21 protein-coding genes are annotated in these 18,311 nt (G+C 46.7%); 13 read left to right on the forward strand and 8 right to left on the reverse strand.

Annotation, left to right across the window (positions count from 1 at the left end; translation table 11 throughout):
- The first annotated feature begins 298 nt into the window (after nt 1–298).
- The 11 genes from AC1WMD_RS00565 to AC1WMD_RS00615 all read left to right on the forward strand — a co-directional run bounded on the left by AC1WMD_RS00565 (nt 299) and on the right by AC1WMD_RS00615 (nt 9,685).
- Nucleotides 299–1,027: an ABC transporter ATP-binding protein gene (locus AC1WMD_RS00565; RefSeq protein WP_494255961.1), complete on the forward strand. Its 729-nt coding sequence runs from the start codon at nt 299–301 to the stop codon at nt 1,025–1,027.
- 12 nt (nt 1,028–1,039) lie between these two features.
- Nucleotides 1,040–1,822 carry an energy-coupling factor transporter transmembrane component T family protein gene (locus tag AC1WMD_RS00570; RefSeq protein ID WP_043903673.1) on the forward strand — a complete coding sequence of 261 codons (783 nt, stop codon included), beginning with the start codon at nt 1,040–1,042 and terminating at the stop codon, nt 1,820–1,822.
- A gap of 16 nt (nt 1,823–1,838) precedes the next feature.
- Nucleotides 1,839–2,480, forward strand: coding sequence for a thiazole tautomerase TenI (gene tenI / locus AC1WMD_RS00575; RefSeq protein WP_043903674.1), 642 nt, complete (start codon nt 1,839–1,841; stop codon nt 2,478–2,480).
- Entirely contained in the window at nt 2,467–3,600 is a 1,134-nt protein-coding gene (thiO, locus tag AC1WMD_RS00580; RefSeq protein WP_494255744.1) for a glycine oxidase ThiO, read from the forward strand. The genes tenI and thiO overlap by 14 nt, the downstream gene beginning before the upstream one ends.
- Complete coding sequence (gene thiS, locus AC1WMD_RS00585) at nt 3,597–3,800, forward strand: sulfur carrier protein ThiS (protein ID WP_043903676.1); 204 nt, start codon at nt 3,597–3,599, stop codon at nt 3,798–3,800. The genes thiO and thiS overlap by 4 nt, the downstream gene beginning before the upstream one ends.
- 1 nt (nt 3,801) lies before the next feature.
- On the forward strand, nt 3,802–4,569 hold the full coding sequence (locus AC1WMD_RS00590; RefSeq protein ID WP_043903677.1) for a thiazole synthase: 768 nt from the start codon (nt 3,802–3,804) through the stop codon (nt 4,567–4,569).
- Nucleotides 4,566–5,591, forward strand: a complete 1,026-nt coding sequence (locus AC1WMD_RS00595; protein WP_043903678.1) for a thiazole biosynthesis adenylyltransferase ThiF — start codon at nt 4,566–4,568, stop codon at nt 5,589–5,591. Before AC1WMD_RS00590 ends, AC1WMD_RS00595 begins: the two co-directional genes overlap by 4 nt.
- Nucleotides 5,592–6,025: 434 nt before the next feature.
- Nucleotides 6,026–7,291 (forward strand): hemolysin family protein, encoded by a 1,266-nt coding sequence (locus AC1WMD_RS00600; RefSeq protein WP_043903679.1) that lies wholly within the window; start codon nt 6,026–6,028, stop codon nt 7,289–7,291.
- 140 nt (nt 7,292–7,431) lie between these two features.
- Nucleotides 7,432–8,244 carry an amino acid ABC transporter substrate-binding protein gene (locus AC1WMD_RS00605; protein WP_494255745.1) on the forward strand — a complete coding sequence of 271 codons (813 nt, stop codon included), beginning with the start codon at nt 7,432–7,434 and terminating at the stop codon, nt 8,242–8,244.
- Entirely contained in the window at nt 8,231–8,932 is a 702-nt protein-coding gene (locus AC1WMD_RS00610; protein ID WP_043903681.1) for an amino acid ABC transporter permease, read from the forward strand. Before AC1WMD_RS00605 ends, AC1WMD_RS00610 begins: the two co-directional genes overlap by 14 nt.
- Nucleotides 8,933–8,950: 18 nt before the next feature.
- A complete protein-coding gene (locus AC1WMD_RS00615; protein ID WP_043903682.1) occupies nt 8,951–9,685 on the forward strand; it encodes an amino acid ABC transporter ATP-binding protein in 735 nt (244 codons plus the stop codon).
- A gap of 63 nt (nt 9,686–9,748) precedes the next feature.
- Here AC1WMD_RS00615 and AC1WMD_RS00620 read toward each other — a convergent pair whose 3' ends face one another.
- Entirely contained in the window at nt 9,749–9,958 is a 210-nt protein-coding gene (locus AC1WMD_RS00620; RefSeq protein ID WP_043903683.1) for an alpha/beta-type small acid-soluble spore protein, read from the reverse strand.
- A gap of 243 nt (nt 9,959–10,201) precedes the next feature.
- On the opposite strand from AC1WMD_RS00620, the gene AC1WMD_RS00625 reads away from it, so the two are divergent.
- The gene (locus AC1WMD_RS00625) at nt 10,202–10,444 is read left to right on the forward strand and encodes a hypothetical protein (protein ID WP_043903684.1); all 243 of its coding nucleotides are present in this window, start codon (nt 10,202–10,204) and stop codon (nt 10,442–10,444) included.
- 59 nt (nt 10,445–10,503) lie between these two features.
- On the opposite strand, the gene msmX is transcribed toward AC1WMD_RS00625, so the two are convergent.
- From msmX to AC1WMD_RS00640, 3 genes are all read right to left on the reverse strand, one after another.
- Entirely contained in the window at nt 10,504–11,616 is a 1,113-nt protein-coding gene (gene msmX / locus AC1WMD_RS00630) for an oligosaccharide ABC transporter ATP-binding protein MsmX (protein ID WP_043903685.1), read from the reverse strand.
- A gap of 298 nt (nt 11,617–11,914) precedes the next feature.
- Nucleotides 11,915–12,823: a PucR family transcriptional regulator gene (locus AC1WMD_RS00635; RefSeq protein WP_494255746.1), complete on the reverse strand. Its 909-nt coding sequence runs from the start codon at nt 12,821–12,823 to the stop codon at nt 11,915–11,917.
- Nucleotides 12,824–12,913: 90 nt separating this feature from the next.
- Nucleotides 12,914–13,102, reverse strand: a complete 189-nt coding sequence (locus AC1WMD_RS00640) for a hypothetical protein (RefSeq protein ID WP_186003903.1) — start codon at nt 13,100–13,102, stop codon at nt 12,914–12,916.
- A gap of 101 nt (nt 13,103–13,203) precedes the next feature.
- Here AC1WMD_RS00640 and AC1WMD_RS00645 point away from each other — a divergent pair, with 101 nt between their 5' ends.
- Entirely contained in the window at nt 13,204–13,608 is a 405-nt protein-coding gene (locus AC1WMD_RS00645; protein WP_043903686.1) for a hypothetical protein, read from the forward strand.
- Here the strand turns inward: AC1WMD_RS00645 and AC1WMD_RS00650 are convergent.
- Genes AC1WMD_RS00650 through AC1WMD_RS00665 form a run of 4 tightly spaced genes read right to left on the reverse strand, consistent with a single transcriptional unit; the run spans nt 13,565 to nt 18,245 of the window.
- Entirely contained in the window at nt 13,565–14,740 is a 1,176-nt protein-coding gene (locus AC1WMD_RS00650; RefSeq protein ID WP_494255747.1) for a YheC/YheD family endospore coat-associated protein, read from the reverse strand. The two genes, AC1WMD_RS00645 and AC1WMD_RS00650, sit on opposite strands and share 44 nt — an antisense overlap.
- Complete coding sequence (gene yheD / locus AC1WMD_RS00655) at nt 14,737–16,086, reverse strand: spore coat-associated protein YheD (RefSeq protein WP_494255748.1); 1,350 nt, start codon at nt 16,084–16,086, stop codon at nt 14,737–14,739. Before yheD ends, AC1WMD_RS00650 begins: the two co-directional genes overlap by 4 nt.
- Nucleotides 16,083–17,150 (reverse strand): YheC/YheD family endospore coat-associated protein, encoded by a 1,068-nt coding sequence (locus tag AC1WMD_RS00660; RefSeq protein ID WP_494255749.1) that lies wholly within the window; start codon nt 17,148–17,150, stop codon nt 16,083–16,085. The genes yheD and AC1WMD_RS00660 overlap by 4 nt, the downstream gene beginning before the upstream one ends.
- A 6-nt stretch (nt 17,151–17,156) precedes the next feature.
- On the reverse strand, nt 17,157–18,245 hold the full coding sequence (locus AC1WMD_RS00665; protein WP_043903690.1) for a YheC/YheD family endospore coat-associated protein: 1,089 nt from the start codon (nt 18,243–18,245) through the stop codon (nt 17,157–17,159).
- Nucleotides 18,246–18,311 lie beyond the last annotated feature (66 nt).

The raw sequence follows: 18,311 nt of genomic DNA on the forward strand, positions 1-18,311 counted from the left end.
GCTGGCGTCCGTATTGGCATTGGAGCCGGATGTGCTGTTTTTGGATGAGCCGACGGCGATGATCGATGAGGAAGGAACAAAAGAGATTTGGCAGACGGTGAAACGGATCGCTAAAGAGAAAACGGTCATTATTGTTGAACATAAAATCGATCATGTGCTCGATTTTGTGGACCGCATCGTTTTATTTAACGATGACGGGGAAATTATCGCCGATGGCAAGGCACAAACGGTGTTTGCCAACTATAAAGACATCATCGCTTCTCAAGGAATTTGGTATCCGGGCGTATGGGTGGAATATATGGCAAAGCGGCAGCGCCGGAAAACGGAAAGCGGCGGGGAGAAAAGGATATATCTCCGCCAATTTCAAGGCTATCGCTCCAATGAGGTGAAAATCCTTGTTGAAGAAGCGACCGTACATGCGGGGGAATGGATTGCTGTCACGGGCAAAAATGGCGCTGGAAAAAGCACGCTCTTGCATGCGCTCATGAAGCTGATCCGCACCGATGGAACATATGAGCTGTATGGCAAAGACAGCAAGCAGCTTAAACAGCTGCACCGTTTGCTTGCCTTTGTCTTTCAGAATCCGGAATTCCAGTTTGTCACCAATTCCGTACGCGAAGAGCTTGCTTATTCGCTTCGATTGGAAAAACGGAAAGAGGCGGAGATTGCAGAAACGGTGGAACAGCTGCTGCGGCAGTTTCATCTTTATGGGCAGCAAGACCAGCATCCATACCAGCTTTCCATGGGGCAAAAACGCCGTTTAAGCGTCGCCGCTTCAATTGTAAGCGGACAGCAAATTTTTCTTCTCGATGAACCGACGTTTGGCCAGGATGCGAAAAATACATTTGCGCTTCTCGAGCTGTTAGAGTCGTATCGCAGACAAGGGACAACCATCATTATGGTCACCCATGATGAAAATATTGTGAAGCATTTTGCCACTAGGAGATGGGTGATCGAAGACGGGCGGCTCGTCAAGGATGAATCGATTTCCGGACAGCGGTCAAAAGCAGCCGCGCTGCTTGTGTAGGAGGAACAGACGATGAAATGGAACATTCATTATCGGGAAACATGGCTGCACCAAACAAACCCAAGTTTAAAACTAATCGTGCTTCTGTTTCTGTTTTTGGCTGTATTGTTCATTCATAATCCAAATGTATTAATCAATTTTTCGCTCGCGCTGCTTTTGCTGTTTATGTTCTCTACCGGCTACCCGTGGAAGTTTTTGCTGCTATTGTTTTTGCCGTTTCTTCTTATCTTTGTTTCGACCGCTTCGTCGATGATGATGTTTGGCGAGGGGACGACAACATGGTTTCGCTGGGGGCTGATCCATGTGACGGAGGAAAGCTTTTTGCGCGGGCTGCATCTTGGCTTCCGCGCCCTTTCCTTCGCTCTTCTTGGCCTTTTGTTTTCCTTAACGACGAGACCGGTCCGTCTGTTTTATTCCTTGATGCAGCAGCTAAAGTTAAAGCCGAAATACGCTTACAGCTTTTTGGCGGCCGTACGCTTGCTTCCGATTATGCTCGAGGAATTTCAGACCGTGCATAATGCGTTAAAAGTGCGGGGAACGGTGAACCGCGGATGGCTGGAAAAAATGAAGCGCTATGCGATTCCGCTCCTGTCGCAAAGCATCCGCCGCGCCCAGCGCATCGCGGTGGCGATGGAAGCGAAGCGCTTTTCTAGCAGCACGGAGCGGACGTTTTACTATGAAATCGGCTTTAGCAAATGCGATATCGCGCTTGTCGCTCTATTTGCCTTTGTGGCGGCGGCGGCTTATTACACCGGCGTGCATTACCCGTATATTCCAGTTACCGATGTACGCTAGAAAGCAAGGGATGACAATGACAAAACAGCTTCATCTCATTTCGACGGGAGAACAGTCTGTCGAACAGTTTGCTTCCATTTGCGCCCGCGTTCATCCGTATGTCGATGCGATTCATGTACGGGAAAAAAGGAAAACAGCGCGCGAGGTTTCCGCGTTTGTTGCCGCTCTCATCGGCAACGGGGTCCCGTCGCAAAAAATCATCGTTAACGATCGCGTCGATGTGGCGGTCGTATATGGCGTAAAAGGGGTGCAGCTTGCGTACCACAGCTTATCCGTCCGTCAAGTAAAGCACCATTTTCCTAGGCTGGTTGTCGGCTGCTCGGTCCATTCGCTTGACGAGGCGAAGGAAGCAGCGAAAAGCGGCGCAGATTTTTGTATCTACGGACATATTTTTCCGACCGCAAGCAAGCCAGGGATGCGACCGCGCGGAGTCGAATCATTACGGATTGTTGCGGGCGGCGTTCATATTCCGATCATTGCGATCGGCGGCATTCACGCGGGGAATGCGGCGCAAGTGCTGCGGGCGGGTGTCGATGGGATCGCCGTGATGTCGGCGGTGTTTTTGGCGAGAGATCCTGTCGCAGAAGTAAAGAAGCTCGCTCATATAGTCAAACATGGGCAATGTACAGGGGAGAGGGATGTTGATGGAACGTCATGATTACGATGTATTGGTGGTTGGCGGCGGAATTATCGGCGCATCGATTGCATTTCAACTGGCAAAACGCCAATTTCGTGTCGGCGTGCTCGAAAAAGAGCGGATAGCAAGCCAGGCATCCAGCGCAGCGGCGGGAATGCTTGGAGCGCAGTCAGAATTTTCCGAAGAGAGCCCGCTTATTCCTCTCGCGATCAAAAGCAGGGAGATGGTTCCTAAGCTTGCGGAGGAATTAAAGGAACTTACCGGAATGGACATTGGGCTTGTACAGAAAGGCATGCTGAAAGTGGCAGTGACGGAGGAAGAAGCAGCAGCCCTTCGCCGCCATTACGAATTTTGGCGGCAGACAGATGATCCGCCGCGCTGGCTCTCGGCGGATGAGACAAAGGAAATCGAGCCGCATGTTTCCGGCAATCTTGCGGCAGCGATGTATATTCCAAAAGACGGTCAAGTAAGCGCTCCCGATTTTTCGCTTGCATTGGCGCACGCTTCGCTAGCCTATGGAGCAAAGTGGTATGAGTACACCGAAGTGATGCGTTTAGGAAAGTTAGGCGATTCGTACGTAATCGAGACGAATCGCGGAACGTTTGCCGCCAATATTGTCGTCATCGCCTCAGGGGCATGGTCTTCCATGCTTCTTGAACAAACAGGTCTTTCGCTTTCGATGTATCCGGTCAAAGGGGAATGCTTGTTTGTGAAAACGGAAACGCCGCTCCTGAAAACAACTGTATTTGCCAAAAGCGGTTGCTATATCGTGCCGAAACGCGGAAACCGGCTGCTCATTGGGGCGACTTCGACGCCGCACACGTTTGACCGGAAAGTATCGGTCCAAGGGATAATGAGTCTGATTGAACGCGCATGCCGTCTTCTTCCGGAACTGGAAAAGGCGGAATGGGAAAAGGCATGGAGCGGCATCCGCCCGCAAACGGGCGATGGTCTGCCGTACATAGGAGAACATCCTCATTACCCGCGCGTTTGGGTGGCGACCGGCCATTACCGTAACGGCATTTTGTTAAGCGCGATTACCGGCGTGTTGTTGGCGGATTTAGTAGAAGGAAAAGAAACAGATGTCGATCTTGCTCCGTTTTCGCTCACGCGACATCAAATAAAGGTGGGGAAGGAATGAAGCTCATTATTAATGGCGAATCGATTTATGTTCCCGAGCAAGTGAAAACGGTCAGCGATTTGCTTGCCCATTTTCAATTGCACAACAAGCTGGCCATTGTCGAAGTAAATTTAACCATTATTGAAAAAAGCCAATATGACATGACAACCTTATGCGACGGCGATCAAATCGAAATTGTCCATTTTGTAGGAGGCGGTTGAGATGTTAAAAATCGGGCCATATGAATTTCAGTCGAGATTATTGCTCGGAACAGGGAAATATCCAAGTTTGGAAGTGCAGAAGCAAGCGGTCGAAGCATCGGGAGCAGAAATTTTAACGTTTGCTGTCCGGCGCATGAACATTTTTGAGCCGAGCCAGCCTAACTTTTTGGAAAATTTAGATTTAAAAAAGTATAAACTGCTGCCAAACACCGCGGGAGCGAAAACGGCGGAAGAAGCGGTGCGAATCGCGCGGCTCGCCAAAGCTTCGGGATTATGTGATATGATTAAAGTAGAAGTGATCGGCTGCGAGAAAACGCTGCTGCCAGATCCGGTGGAAACGCTAAAAGCAACGGAAATGTTGCTTGAGGAAGGATTTATCGTTCTTCCGTATACTTCCGATGATGTCGTGCTGGCCAAACGGCTGCAAGAGCTTGGCTGCCATGCGGTAATGCCGGGTGCTGCGCCGATCGGTTCCGGGCAGGGCATTGTCAATCCGCTTAACTTAAGTTTCATTATCGAGCAGGCGACGGTACCGGTGATTGTGGATGCCGGAATCGGCAGCCCGGCTGATGCGGCGTTGGCGATGGAGTTAGGGGCGGACGGCGTGTTGTTAAATACGGCCGTTTCTGGTGCAGCTGATCCAGTCAAAATGGCTAAAGCGATGAAATTAGCGGTGGAAGCGGGACGTCTCGGCTATGAGGCGGGCAGAATTCCGAAAAAACGGTACGCTACCGCAAGCAGTCCAACGGAAGGAATGAGTGTTGTTTGAACGAACGTTATTCTCGTCAGGAGTTGTTTGCGCCAATCGGCGAAGAAGGACAAAGGAAAATTAGGCAAAAACATGTGCTCATTATCGGTGCCGGTGCGTTAGGAACAGGCAATGCCGAAGCATTGGTGCGCGCCGGCGTCGGCAAAGTGACGATTGTCGACCGCGACTATGTCGAATGGAGCAATCTTCAGCGTCAGCAGTTATACAGCGAAGCCGATGCAAAAGAACGCCTGCCGAAAGCGATCGCCGCTAAGCAACGGCTTCAGGAAGTAAACTCCGATGTCGAGATCGAGGCGATTGTCGGCGATGTGACGGCGCAAGAGCTTGAGGAGCTGATTACTACAAGAACGCCTGATCTTTTCATTGACGCGACCGACAACTTTGATACGCGTATGATTATCAACGACGCCGCCTACAAATATCGCATCCCTTGGATTTATGGCGCCTGTGTCGGTAGCTATGGCATTAGCTACGCGTTTATTCCCGGAAAAACGCCATGTTTTCACTGCCTGCTTGATACGGTGCCGACGGGCGGCCTAACGTGCGACACGGCGGGAATTATCAGCCCGGCGGTGCAAATGGTCGTCAGTTATCAAGTGACGGAAGCGCTGAAAATTTTAGTCGAAGACTGGGCAGCGTTGCGCAACAAGCTCGTATCGTTTGATTTATGGAAAAATCAGCATACGGCGATACGGATTGATTCGGTGAAAAAAGAAGATTGCCCGACTTGCGGCTTCAATCCGTCCTATCCGTTTCTTTCCTATGAGCAGCAAACAAAAACGGCGGTGCTGTGCGGGCGCAATTCGGTGCAAATCCGCCCCGCTGTCAAACGAAATTATGATTTGCAAGAGCTGGCCGCTTTGTTTGCGAAACAAGGATTGGCCGTGGATGTCAATCCATATCTTGTTTCCGTATCGCTTGGAAACGAGCGGCTTGTCGTCTTTTCCGACGGGCGCGCGTTGATTCATGGGACAAAAGATATTCAAGAGGCGAAATCGATTTATTACCGCTATTTAGGCTAGGGGCTTCAAGAAAGGGAAGCCCCTTTTGCCTTGCTCTTGGCGATTAGCTAAAAGGAGGAACATGGAACTAAAACCCTCGACGCATTCCCTTTCTATAAAGCGAAGCATTAGGCTAAAGTAATAAAATTGTCAAAAAGTCGTATAAAATGTCTGCCACATAGAAAAAGTGTTATGTTACGATATAATGGGGACGAATAATGAGGAGGGGACAAAATGGAAGAATTATCCATTACCTTAAATATTGCTTCTTTGCTGGCAATAGTATATTTTATCGGTTCATGCTTGATTGAGTCGTAAAAACTGCAGAGGCCACTCTGCAGTTTTTATTCTTTGCATGTTTAGACGATAGGCATTTCGTGAAAAATTTGATATGATAATCATATAAATGGATAATAATAGCATAATCATGTTTTATTTAGGAGTGTGAAGATTCTTTGGGAGAGTTGCCTCTAGGGTTGTTAGGGTGGTTTTTCCTTTGCATGATGTTAAACGCTTTCTTTTCTTCGGCAGAAACCGCATTGTCGTCCGCCAATAAAATTCGTCTGAAGAATTATGTGGAAGAAAATCACCGTGGCAGTAAACGGGTAAATTACATTATGGAACATTTAGACCACGTCTTATTGACTGTGCTTGTAGCCAATCGAATCACCGGTATTGTGGCGGTCGCTTTTTTAGTAGACATGGCGACAACCATGCTTGGGGAGCGCGCGGGTTTGGTCGCTGCAATTATCGTGATGACTGTGCTTCTCGTGGTCTTTGGTGAAATTTTGCCAAAATCGATTGCGAAAGTGCATGCAGAATCGTTATCGATTCGTTATGCAGGCATTATTTACGTATTGATGAAGCTGCTTTCTCCCGTCACGACGATGTTTCATGCAGTAAGGGAACATGTCGCAAAATGGTTTGCTAGCGGGGCGGTTGTTCCCGCGGTGACGGAGGAAGAAATTAAAGTAATGATTGATTTAAGCGAGGAAGAAGGAATTATTGACAATAAAGAAAAGGAGCTTATTCATCGTTCGCTCGATTTTGATGAAATTTTAGTGGAAGAAATTTTTACGCCACGGTCTGATATGGTTGCTGTCGAAGTAAACCAGCCGATCGAGGAAATCCGCGATGTGTTTTTAGAGGAAAAATACTCTCGCATCCCGGTATATGAGGGAGATATTGATAATGTCATCGGAATTTTGTCAGAAAGCGACTTTTTTAGTGAGCTCGTGCAACAAAAAGAGGTCAACATTCGCAAGTTATTACGCAAACCGCTGTTTGTCGTGGAATCGATGAAAATTTCCGATTTGCTGCCGGAATTTCAAAAAAGCAAGGTGCATATGGCCATTGTTGTCGATGAATTCGGCGGTACCGCCGGGTTAATTACGCTCGAAGATATTATTGAACAAATTGTTGGCGAAATATGGGACGAACATGATGAAGCGGTAAAAAGCATCCGGCAAATCGATGAGAACAGCTATGAGTTTAACGCTGAATTGCCGCTTGATGAATTTTGCGAAATGATGAAAATTGATACGCCAGAAAGCGCGTCGCACACGTTAGGCGGCTGGATATTTGAAATGTTTGAGCGCGTGCCGAACGTCGGTGAAACGCTGCATTACGGACCGCTTACGTTTACGGTGCGGCACGTAGAAAACCGTCGGATTCGCAAAGTGCTTGTTTCGCTTAACAAGTCGTTGGCGGAAAATATATAAGGAGCGTAAAGCTCTTTTTTTTTGGGCTTGAAGGGGAATAATGATGGAAGAAACGTTTTTCCATTTGACAACTAGCCTATGGCTTTTTTATGATAACATATGTTGCTAAAACCAATCGGAATGATGGAGGTTTGGAATATATGAAAAAAACTTTATTACGCAGTTTGTTCTTTTTTATGGCGGCTTCCATTTTGTTATTGGCCGCATGCGGCAATCAACAATCACAAGAGAAGCCGAGTAAGCAAGAAAATGATTTATTAGCGCAGGTAAAAAAATCTGGAGAATTGCGAATCGGGACAGAGGGCACCTACCCGCCGTTTACGTTTCACGATAAAAGCGGAAAGCTAACCGGTTTTGATGTGGAATTGGCAACAGAAGTAGCGAAGCGTCTTGGCGTCAAACCTGTGTTTATGGAAACACAGTGGGATGCGATGTTCGCGGGATTGGACGCAAAACGCTTTGATATGATTGCCAATGAAGTCGGAATTCGCCCGGACCGGCAAAAGAAATATGATTTTTCTGATCCGTACATTACTTCTATGGCGGTGTTAGTCGTTCATAAAGATAATAATAAAGTATCTAAGTTTGAAGACATAAAAGGGTTAAAAGCGGCACAATCGATGACAAGCAATTTTGCCGATTTAGCACGGTCTTACGGAGCACAAATTGTCGGTGTGGAAGGATTTAATCAAGCGGTCGAATTGTTAAGCTCTAAGCGGGTGGACGTTACCATTAACGATAATCTATCCGTTCTTGATTTCCTAAAACAAAAACCAGACGCGCCAATTAAAATTGTGGCAAAGCATAAGGACGCATCACAAAGCGGATTTATGTTCCGCAAAGGCAGTGACACATTGGTAGAAGCTGTGAATAAAGCGTTAGAGGACATGAAAAAAGACGGAACATACGCAAAAATTTCAGAGAAATGGTTTGGTGAAGATGTATCTAAGTAATGTGATGGCAGACCCTGAAAGAGTAGACAGATTGGTATCCATTGCACAAAGTTCCCTTCTCCCACTGGTGAAGGGGGCTTTGTATTATACGATTCCACTGACGATTATTACGTTTATCATTGGATTAATATTGGCGATTGCGACAGCATTGGCGCGCATTTCCGGAGTAAAAGTATTAGAAATGATCGCGAGAATATACGTATCCGCCATCCGCGGGACACCGCTTCTTGTTCAGCTGTTTATTATCTTTTACGGCCTGCCGAACATCGGCATTACGATTCCTTCATTTCCTGCGGCCATCATCGGCTTTTCGTTAAACGTTGGCGCGTATGCTTCAGAGATTATTCGCGCCGCAATCTTATCCATTCCGAAAGGGCAGTGGGAAGCGGCGTATTCGTTAGGAATGACGCCGGGGCAGGCGCTGCGCCGGGTAATATTTCCGCAGGCAGCGCGCGTTTCGATTCCGCCGCTGTCAAATACGTTTATCAGCTTAGTAAAAGATACATCGCTTGCATCGCTCATTCTCGTTTCGGAAATGTTTCGCAAAGCACAAGAAATTGCCTCGACGAACTATGAATTCTTATTATTATACACGGAAGCAGCAATCATTTATTGGATTATTTGCTTTCTACTATCGATTGTACAAAATCGAATCGAAGAGCGTTTAAATCGTTACATTGCACGATAGCGATAAGGAGATACGATGATGATTTCTGTTCAAGGCTTATATAAGCAATTTGGCGACGTAGAAGTATTAAAAGGAATCGATATCACGGTGGAAAAAGGGAAAGTAGTGGTCATTATCGGTCCATCGGGTTCAGGGAAGACGACGTTTTTGCGTTGTTTAAACGTGCTTGAAACGCCGACGAAAGGGAAAATATCGATAGCAAATAGGCAGCTTGATTTTTCGAAGTCTGTGACGAAGCGAGAGATTCATGAATTTCGTCGCTTAACAGGAATGGTATTCCAAAGCTATAATTTGTTCCCTCATATGACGGCGCTTGAAAACGTCATGGAGGGGCCTGTCACGGTCAAACGAGAAAAGAAAGAGCGTGCACGCGAGAAGGCGATGGCATTGTTAGAGAAAGTGGGACTCGGAGATAAAGCCCATCATTATCCGTTTCAGCTGTCTGGAGGGCAGCAACAGCGCGTCGCGATCGCGCGGGCGCTTGCCATGGAACCTGAAGTCATGCTGTTTGATGAACCAACATCAGCATTGGATCCGGAGCTTGTCGGTGAAGTACTGAAAGTCATGAAAAGTTTAGCAAATGAAGGGATGACAATGATCGTCGTCACTCATGAAATGAGGTTTGCGAAAGAAGCAGCCGATGAAGTGGTTTTTATGGACGGAGGAATCATCGTGGAAAGAGGAGCTCCAGAACAGCTGCTCGTTTCTCCAAAACATGAACGTACAAAACAATTTTTGCAACTCATCAAGTAACAAGACAAATGAAGCCCCAGGCAAGACGCCTGGGGCTTAAGCCATGTATATGAAGTTGTTTTATTAGCGAGCGCCGAATTGGCCGCCAAGTTGTTGTTGTGCCATTGCGACAAGACGTTTTGTAATTTCGCCGCCAACAGAACCGTTAGCGCGAGAAGTTGTGTCAGGACCAAGATTCACACCAAATTCTTGAGCGATTTCATACTTCATTTGGTCGATTGCTTGTTGTGCACCTGCAACTAACAATTGGTTCGAATTGTTGTTACGTGCCATGTGTCATCATCTCCTTGTTTAAAGTTTTGATGGCTGGGTTTGCTGGATTTGCACCAGCACCGCATGCTATAAAGCATGCTGCCAAGCTTGGCTGAACCCAACGGATTATTGGTTGTTGGTACTAATAGTTTGAGATGTTTTGTTTTGATTATTCACGGATTTTTTATGGTAATTTTTAACGTTTTACCGTTACCGAAATTAGGGAATATGTAAAATAAGGGATTGTGTTTAGGAGGAAACAGCATGAACATTTGCCCACTATGCAACAGATTACGTAAGGTGACGGTATATTGCCCCCATTGTCAACAGCCAATGGAGGATCAAGGAAAGGTAACCGATTATTTTGATGACTATAGTCCTTATATGGATATCGATATGATGAAAATAGTGGATGGATATCCGTACACATTAGCCAACCATGAATGTGTGCATTTGTTTTACTGTCCACACTGCCGGCAGGAAGAAGTGCGTTTTATTAAAGAATAGGCTCTAGCGATGACGCTAGAGCCTGTGCAGTATTTATATGAAAATGAGGGGAAACCATATTATTTTTCATCAGCAGCACGGATTCGTTTTTCCGTTTCGATATCGAAAAAGTGCGCTTTGTTCATGTCTAAGGCAAGGTCTAATTGGTGGCCTGGTTTGATTTCCGTGCGGGCATCGATGCGCGCGACAAACTCTTGTCCATTAATATTGGAATAAATCATCGACTCTGCACCAAGCAGCTCGGCTACCTCAACGTGGGCGGTAATTTTCGTATTTGGCGATGCTTCAAGGAAGAGTGGTTCATCATGGATATCTTCCGGACGAATGCCTAAGATGACTTCTTTGCCAACGTAGCCTTGATCGCGCAGCACTTTCATTTTTCCTTCCGGAATGCCGAGGCTAATATTGCCGACAACAAACTTGCCGTCCTGCAGCGTTCCTTTAATAAAGTTCATCGCTGGGGAGCCGATAAAGCCGCCGACGAAAATATTTTCCGGTTTTTCATATACTTCTCTTGGCGTGCCGACTTGTTGAATAACCCCGTCTTTCATTACTACTAGCCGTGTTGCCATCGTCATTGCTTCCGTTTGGTCGTGGGTGACGTAAATCGTTGTCGTTTCCAAACGTTGATGCAATTTCGCAATTTCGGAACGCATTTGTACGCGCAGTTTGGCATCCAAGTTGGAAAGCGGCTCGTCCATTAAAAATACTTTGGCGTCACGGACGATGGCACGGCCTAGCGCGACGCGTTGCCGCTGACCGCCGGAAAGCGCTTTTGGCTTGCGGTCCAGATATTGTTCCAGTCCAAGAATGCGCGCTGCTTCACGGACGCGGCGTTCGATTTCCGCTTTTGGGAATTTGCGTAATTTTAAGCCGAATGCCATGTTATCATAGACGCTCATATGCGGATAAAGTGCATAGTTTTGGAACACCATCGCAATATCGCGGTCTTTTGGCGGAACATCGTTCATCCGCTTGCCGTCGATATACAAGTCGCCTTTTGAAATTTCCTCAAGACCGGCAATCATCCGCAATGTCGTCGATTTTCCGCAGCCGGACGGACCGACAAAAACGATGAATTCTTTGTCTTGAATATGTAGGTTGAAATCTTTTACCGCTGTGACGTTGTTATCGTAAATTTTATAAATGTGCTCTAAACGAAGTTCTGCCATTGTCAAGCCCCCCGTCGTGAAATCGGTTTCAATCGCTTTAAGCATACAGAAAAATGGCAAGATTCGTAAATGGACAACTTGCACAAAAAAGAGCCGTCATTTTGGGCAAGATGCCAAACGGCAAAGACGATAGGAAAACGATATAAGTTTCACCTGAAGATCGGCTTCTAGTAAGAAAAAATGGAGCATCCACTTTTTGCTTGTCAAGCAGCCGAACCATGTTCACTTTTCTTCTTATGAAAAACACAAAAAGGGAGACATTCAGCTGCATTTTCAACGTGTTTGGCTTCCATTGGACTCAGCAGCGTTTATTGATATATTGCTGCAACAATATCGCCAAATAAACGGCTACCGCCCCTTTAAAATGTTTAATATCGATCCCCGTTTTTTCAATAAATTTATCAATGCGGTATTGCAGGCTGTTGCGGTGCATATATAATTTTTTCGCGGCCATGGAAACGTTAAGATTGCATTGCAGAAATGTCTGCATGATCCGCAGCCATTCATCGTCTAATGTTTCAAGAAAAGGAAGTGCTTTTTTAACTTCTTCCAGTTCGGGATGGCCATGAATCAACAAAAGCGGAATCACATCTTCCATTTGATAAACCGTCTGTTTCGGCATATATGCCTGGGCTAACTCGAAGCAACGCTTTTCATAGCGGAATGATTCGTAAAGCTGCTCATCGTACGGATGGATTTGTCCGATAAATAAATGGATGGTAGCGTAAAAATCGGTTGCCAGCGTATCGATAATATCAGCAAACGGCAAAGGCTCTGCCGCTTGCTTTTGCTTTTTCTCAATAATGACGCCACGGTGTTCATGTTCCCAAACGATCGTAATCGGGTCAGGGAACAATCCGCTGACGGCATCGTAAAAGTCGCCTTTATTTGCGACCGAGCGTTTTGTTAGAAAATGAATAAAACGGCAATACGGAGGCGGGGAGAAGAGATGCTGCAGCATCGCTGCATCCTCGTGCACGATCCAGCGCAGCCATGCCTGCTCTTCTTCGCTCATCGTATGATTTGCGTCAAGAATCGGGGTGAGAAAGATCGATAATAACTGTTTTTCTTGTTTGGATAGGCGGCGTTTATCGATGCCGATTTTATCCCCCTCTTTTGTATAAAACCATTCATATCTAGCAGCGTCGGCGACCTGTTCGTTAATGACGATCGCGTCCTTGTAATAAGATTTTAGCCGTTCCAGCATCGATACGTTTCCTTTCTTTTTTATGTTAATTTCATTATAATACAAAAAACCGATTTTCCCCGTGAAAAGGAAAATCGGTTTTTTGCATGATTATGTTGTTTCATGAGGCGGCTCTTCTTTGACTAAGTCACGTGCCTCTTCAATATTGACGGCGTCTTCACGGCCGTGGACATAGCCGCCCGCCATGCCTTCATTAATCATTCGATCGATATCCAAATAGTATTCGTCGCGGCCTTCATATTGAGCATCTTGGCGCTCCTGTTCGTTTCGTTCTATCATGATGTTCCCTCCTTGTTTTTTAGTTTGTGTGAAAAAAGCATAGAATATCCACACTCGTCATATATATGGCAAAAGGTAGGACAAGCAAGGAGGGGAAGGCGATGATACGCATGGTGAAACAACTGTTGCACGTTACCGCCACATCCACCCAGCTGGCGGAGCGGCTCATGGAAACAGTGGAGGAGGAAATGTGGCGGCAGCAATTCATCCGATATTTAGAAGATGCCAAGCGGCAATGTCAACTTTGGCAATACATTCATTACTTGCTTGCCGGGACATATGAAGAAAGCGACAGGGAAGAGGCGGTCCATGCTTTTTCTTCTGAACTGCTGCACAGGCTCTGCTTGCACGAATGGAAAAAAGCAATGTTATGCCGCAAAGCAAGAGAAGGTTTGTCAGGCGCTGCACAAAAGGCGACTGATCACGTTCTGCAGCAAGCGATGCAATACAGCCGCTTATTTTTTATGATGGCGCAAACCCAGCTAGTTCCGCAAATAGAGAGATAAGTTGTTTCGCACCGTTCTGCTGAATATCTGGTTCGTCAAAGATCATCGGCTTGGCGTTGAGCTCATATACGTACAATGTGCCGTCTTTGCCGACGCCGATATCGGCAGAAAACTCGCCGACAAAGCCGAAATGGCCGCTTATTTCTTTTCCGCAGGCGTCAAGGAGGCCGTGGAGCGTTTTTTCGTCGACGCGATGCCTTACCTCGGAATACGGTAAAATGGTTCCGCCGTTTAAGACGTGGGTTGTCAGCTGCTGCGTTTGTGCCAACCGGACGCCGATGCCGCTGATGGTATAGCTTCCATGTTTATAATGAACGAGAACGCGTAAATCATAGCGTTGCCCGTTCCATGTGTCTGTATCGATCGACTGCTGGGCAATGTAGCGTGTCGCCGCCAAAAGCGGCTCCAGTTCGTCAAGGGAGGAGAGCGTTTTTTGGCCGTTGATGTGCTCATAAAGGATTGTGTTCGTTAACAGAGAAACGGTGAGTCGGAAAATCCCTTTTCCTTTCGCCCCGTCGTTTGGCTTCATATAAACGCTTCCGTACGTTTGCAGCATGTTTCGTATGTCATCGATATGCTGCACTAGCACCGTATGTGGCAAATGGGCCTGCAATCGTTCATTTTTCGCGAGTGTCTCATATACTTCCCATTTTGTAAAAAAAGAACGGTTAAAAAAGGGGATGCGGAGGTTTTCAAAAAGAGTAACGGTCTGTTGGTATACAGCTGATTTTTCTTCGCGCCGGCTTTTAATACGGTTATAAAAAACATCAGGAAGCGGGATGGTAACGGGCACCCATCGATCCAACGCTGGAACGAATACATATCCGCGAACGGTATGTTCACCGATCGCTCTGACCGGACAAACGGCGCCGATCCCCCCGGCTTCTTGCAGGCAATGGGTGATAAGTTCGATATAGCGTTTTTTCCTGTTGAGCAGGGCCGGAATGGATGATTCACTAACTAGGATGCCGACGAGCGGCCCAATTTTTCCGTTTTTCTCTTTTACCGAAAAGGAGAACGATGGCGTATCGTTAGAAAACGGCAGTAACCCATTGCATCCAAACGTGTAGGCGCGGCCATTGTCTTGATGAAACCATGTGCCTCTGTCTTGATTGTAATAAATGACGGTCATTGCAATAACGCCTCTGGCTCGGCAATGATTTTTTTGCTTAAATAGACAGCATAAGCAAGGGAAAGCATTGCCGTCCGCTCATCATCCTGCTTTAGCTTTGGATGGTTAAAAATCGATCTTCCCGGTTTGGAATTGGCTTCAAACATCCAAATATGCTGCTTTTGGTCAAGGCCGATGTCAAAGCCAATTTCACCGATCGTGACGTCCATCTTCTCTTCCAAGCCACGGCTTAACGTGAGAGCAGCGTCATGAAGCTGTTCGAGAATGCGCTGGCGGACGGAGGAGTCAGGAAAAATTTCTTCCATTGTTTTAACGATGCCGCCGTTATTCATATGAGTTGTTACGCTTCGCTTTCCGGCGATTTTTGCTGCGATCGCACTTACTTGCCAAACGCCTTGCTCATTTTTATTCGTATGAATGCGGAAATCGACCTTTCTGCCGTTGACTTCAATGAGCCGAATCCCTTGCTGGATAATATAATGATCCAATTTTTTATGCGAAAATAAGTGTTGCCATAGCGAAGACAACGTCGGAAAAGTGCGCATCCGGTTGTATCCATGTTCGTCGCGAAATCGGCATTCGTATCGGCCGTTTTTCTTTACAAGATGGTAAATGCCAAAACCAAGGCTGCCATTGGCTGGTTTTAAATATGCTTCGCCATAATGGTCTAAAAAACGTTGAACATCTTCCGCGGTAGGATGAAGCAAAGTATCGGGAAGATAGGGCCGGGAGAGCGGATGCTCCTTTAGCAGGCAGTATACTTCCCATTTATTAAAAAAGTTTTCATTAAACCAAGGAATGCCATATTGGTTTTTTAGCGTTTCTTTAATCGTTTGGAATGTTTCGCTGTTTTCAATGCGGCGGTTTGGCAGGCGGTTGTAAATAACGGTTGGCAGGGGCACTTCCCGCTGCATCCAGCCGCTTTCTGTATAAAAATAGCCGGTTACCGTTCCTGTTTCCCAGTGAATATGATGGGCGCCAAACAGAAAAGCAAACCCGCCGACTTTCTTCTCCTGGGAGAGCAATTTCGCAAAGAAGAAGCTCCGCTTCCCGACAGGACGAAGAGGCGATTTCGTAAACCCAGCAGTAAAAATGCCAACGAGCGGACCGAGATGAACGGTATCGTCATCGAGAACGAGATGGACATCCGCGGCAAACGGAATGTACAAGCGTTTTGCTACGTCGCTTGTCACGATAATGTGTTTGTCTAAAAGTGGAGAGGAAACAAAACGGCAAGGGGTAGAGATACTTCCAAACGCTGCCATCGTCTGACCAGAGAGAGAAACAGCGGATGGAAGATAGATCGTATTTTCTTCTTTTTCCTGAATCATTAATGAATAGGTCATGAGATATTCACCTCGTTGGCGAGAAACAAACAATATTGCAGCGGTGCCTCGTATACGTCATCCTTTTTGTCAGGATGAAGCGCGGCCACAATCTTTCTGCCTGGCTTGGAATTGACATCGATGATCCATACACCGCCTTCTTTCGTAATACCAATATCAATCCCTAATTCGAAGAGAGGGCCGAATTGTTCATCCACGTAGGCTGGGAGGGCGCGAATAATGGTTTCGATGCCATCGATAATCAAAATACGCTGTGAAGAAGGAAAGGAACGGATCCATTCGGAAAAATCACAAATGTCGGCACCGGCGCGGATGTTGGCGATAAACGTCCCCGGGCGCCCGACCCGCACGGCTCGGCACCGCTCTATCCATTTGCCGGTTCCATCTTTTTGGAACAGGAAGCGGACGTCAAATGGTTCGTTTGCTTTTGTCTGCAACGGCAAAAACGGCTGGATCAAGTAGGAATGGTGCTGCAGTAATGTATCGGTCCATTGCTCGAGTTCGCTTTTTTGTTCGACCAAAGCGGTGGTCTGCCCGGATGCATCGCAAATATGAAGCTTTCTTTCTGCTTTTTGGATGACATAAATGCCGCGGCCGCCCGCCCCGTGCTCCGGTTTGCAAATGACTGCTTGCTCGCGGCGGATCATGCGTAAAATGTCGGCATCCGACTGCAAACGGGCCGTTTTCGGCACGTACGGGGACAGCAGCGGATGCTCGATCATTTTCTCATATACGTCCCATTTGCCTGGGAATCCGTATCCTAAAAAGACAAGGTCCGGCCGGCGTTTCAGCCATTGCATGATTGGCTTGCATTTTTTCGAACGGATATCGGAACGGTAAAAACAGCGGTCGTATAAAAACGATGGAATATCAAACGTGCTTTGAACCCACGACTTTGTTTTGTCATTAAAAGCGTGGCCATGCACTTTTTCTGTTAGCGGGTCGATATCAAGCGGAGTAAAACGGTAGACGGCAATGCCGTAACGGCCGGCTCGTTTCGCGATTTCCGTACAGTATTCCATTTCCTGTTGTTCCTCAATTGTAATAAATCCAAGAGAAATCAAGGCGATTCACTCCTTTTCGTCGATCAGTGACAGACAATAGTCGATAATGGCTTTCGCCGATGGGCGAATAAAGCGTTTCGATATCGACATGTCGGTCTGTTTCGATGGCTTCGTGTTCACTTCAATAATCCATGGTTTATGTTCCCGGTCTATCGCTAGATCAATGCCAAATTCCCCATACAATCCTTCCGCTTCACTGGCTAAAACGGTTGATACTTCGATGGCGATATCTTTTAACAGCATTTTTTGCTGAAATGCTTTCCTTCGTTCATACCATTGTTGCAGCACGTTGTCGATCGGGACGATTTCTCCGCCGCGGGCAAGATTGGCGACAAACTGTTCTTGATTCGCCATGCGTGCGATGGCCGATGTCACGCGCCATTCGCTGTCATGGACGCGGTGGCACAAGAGGCGGAAATCGATCGGCCGCCCGTCGATCGTTTGCATATCGATTCCTTGCTGAATGATCGCCGCCGACTTTAGCCGTTCTTTTAAGGCGGTAAACAGCTCGGAAGTGGAAGCATATTGCTGCGTCGCATCTTTCATTGACGTCGAGTAGTCAAGAAGGAAGCCGGTTTCCTTGTTTTCAATGCGAAAAATATGCCGTCCTTGACTGCCGTGAATCGGTTTAATAAATACGACGGGAAATCGTTCAACAAAGCTATCAAGCGTTTGTTTATTCCTGAATAATTCCGTTTTTGGCAAATAAGGATGCAAGTACGAATGGTTTGCTAAATATTGATGCACTTCCCATTTATGCAAAAAGCGATGGTTAAACATAAGAACGTTCTCGTCTTTCAGTTTTTCGATCAGCTGCTCAAATAAATAGGAATGTTCGGCCTTCCGTGAGTGGAGGCGGTTATAGATCACGTTCGCAGGAGGTACTTCTGTTTTTTTCCATTCCCCATCAATCCAGCGGTAGCCGTTCTTTTCGTTCTCTAAATACATCGACAAAGAAGTGACATAGAAAATAAGCTGGTGCTGCATGCTATAGTTTGCTAATTCCTCGCAAAAATCGTGAATCGATCCGAAATGAATGCACGAATCTTTATAGAAAATTTCTGTCAACACGGCGACCGTTGGCAGCTGATTCATCGTTCTCCCTCATTTATGCCTTCGTTGTGCGAACCCTATAATGAAAGATTAGGCAAACGTTTATAT

The sequence above is a fragment of the Parageobacillus sp. NEAU-HV-2 genome, from assembly GCF_059115485.1.

Coding starts and splice junctions, on each gene's coding strand:
- AC1WMD_RS00645 (WP_043903686.1), top strand. CDS start 13,204: ATGATACGCATGGTGAAACAACTGTTGCACGTTACCGCCACATCCACC.
- AC1WMD_RS00620 (WP_043903683.1), bottom strand. CDS start 9,958: ATGGCACGTAACAACAATTCGAACCAATTGTTAGTTGCAGGTGCACAA.
- AC1WMD_RS00570 (WP_043903673.1), top strand. CDS start 1,040: ATGAAATGGAACATTCATTATCGGGAAACATGGCTGCACCAAACAAAC.
- AC1WMD_RS00625 (WP_043903684.1), top strand. CDS start 10,202: ATGAACATTTGCCCACTATGCAACAGATTACGTAAGGTGACGGTATAT.
- tenI (WP_043903674.1), top strand. CDS start 1,839: ATGACAAAACAGCTTCATCTCATTTCGACGGGAGAACAGTCTGTCGAA.
- msmX (WP_043903685.1), bottom strand. CDS start 11,616: ATGGCAGAACTTCGTTTAGAGCACATTTATAAAATTTACGATAACAAC.
- AC1WMD_RS00565 (WP_494255961.1), top strand. CDS start 299: ATGGCAAAGCGGCAGCGCCGGAAAACGGAAAGCGGCGGGGAGAAAAGG.
- AC1WMD_RS00650 (WP_494255747.1), bottom strand. CDS start 14,740: ATGACCGTCATTTATTACAATCAAGACAGAGGCACATGGTTTCATCAA.
- yheD (WP_494255748.1), bottom strand. CDS start 16,086: ATGACCTATTCATTAATGATTCAGGAAAAAGAAGAAAATACGATCTAT.
- AC1WMD_RS00635 (WP_494255746.1), bottom strand. CDS start 12,823: ATGCTGGAACGGCTAAAATCTTATTACAAGGACGCGATCGTCATTAAC.
- thiO (WP_494255744.1), top strand. CDS start 2,467: ATGGAACGTCATGATTACGATGTATTGGTGGTTGGCGGCGGAATTATC.
- AC1WMD_RS00665 (WP_043903690.1), bottom strand. CDS start 18,245: ATGAATCAGCTGCCAACGGTCGCCGTGTTGACAGAAATTTTCTATAAA.
- AC1WMD_RS00605 (WP_494255745.1), top strand. CDS start 7,432: ATGAAAAAAACTTTATTACGCAGTTTGTTCTTTTTTATGGCGGCTTCC.
- AC1WMD_RS00640 (WP_186003903.1), bottom strand. CDS start 13,102: ATGATAGAACGAAACGAACAGGAGCGCCAAGATGCTCAATATGAAGGC.
- AC1WMD_RS00590 (WP_043903677.1), top strand. CDS start 3,802: ATGTTAAAAATCGGGCCATATGAATTTCAGTCGAGATTATTGCTCGGA.
- AC1WMD_RS00610 (WP_043903681.1), top strand. CDS start 8,231: ATGTATCTAAGTAATGTGATGGCAGACCCTGAAAGAGTAGACAGATTG.
- thiS (WP_043903676.1), top strand. CDS start 3,597: ATGAAGCTCATTATTAATGGCGAATCGATTTATGTTCCCGAGCAAGTG.
- AC1WMD_RS00615 (WP_043903682.1), top strand. CDS start 8,951: ATGATTTCTGTTCAAGGCTTATATAAGCAATTTGGCGACGTAGAAGTA.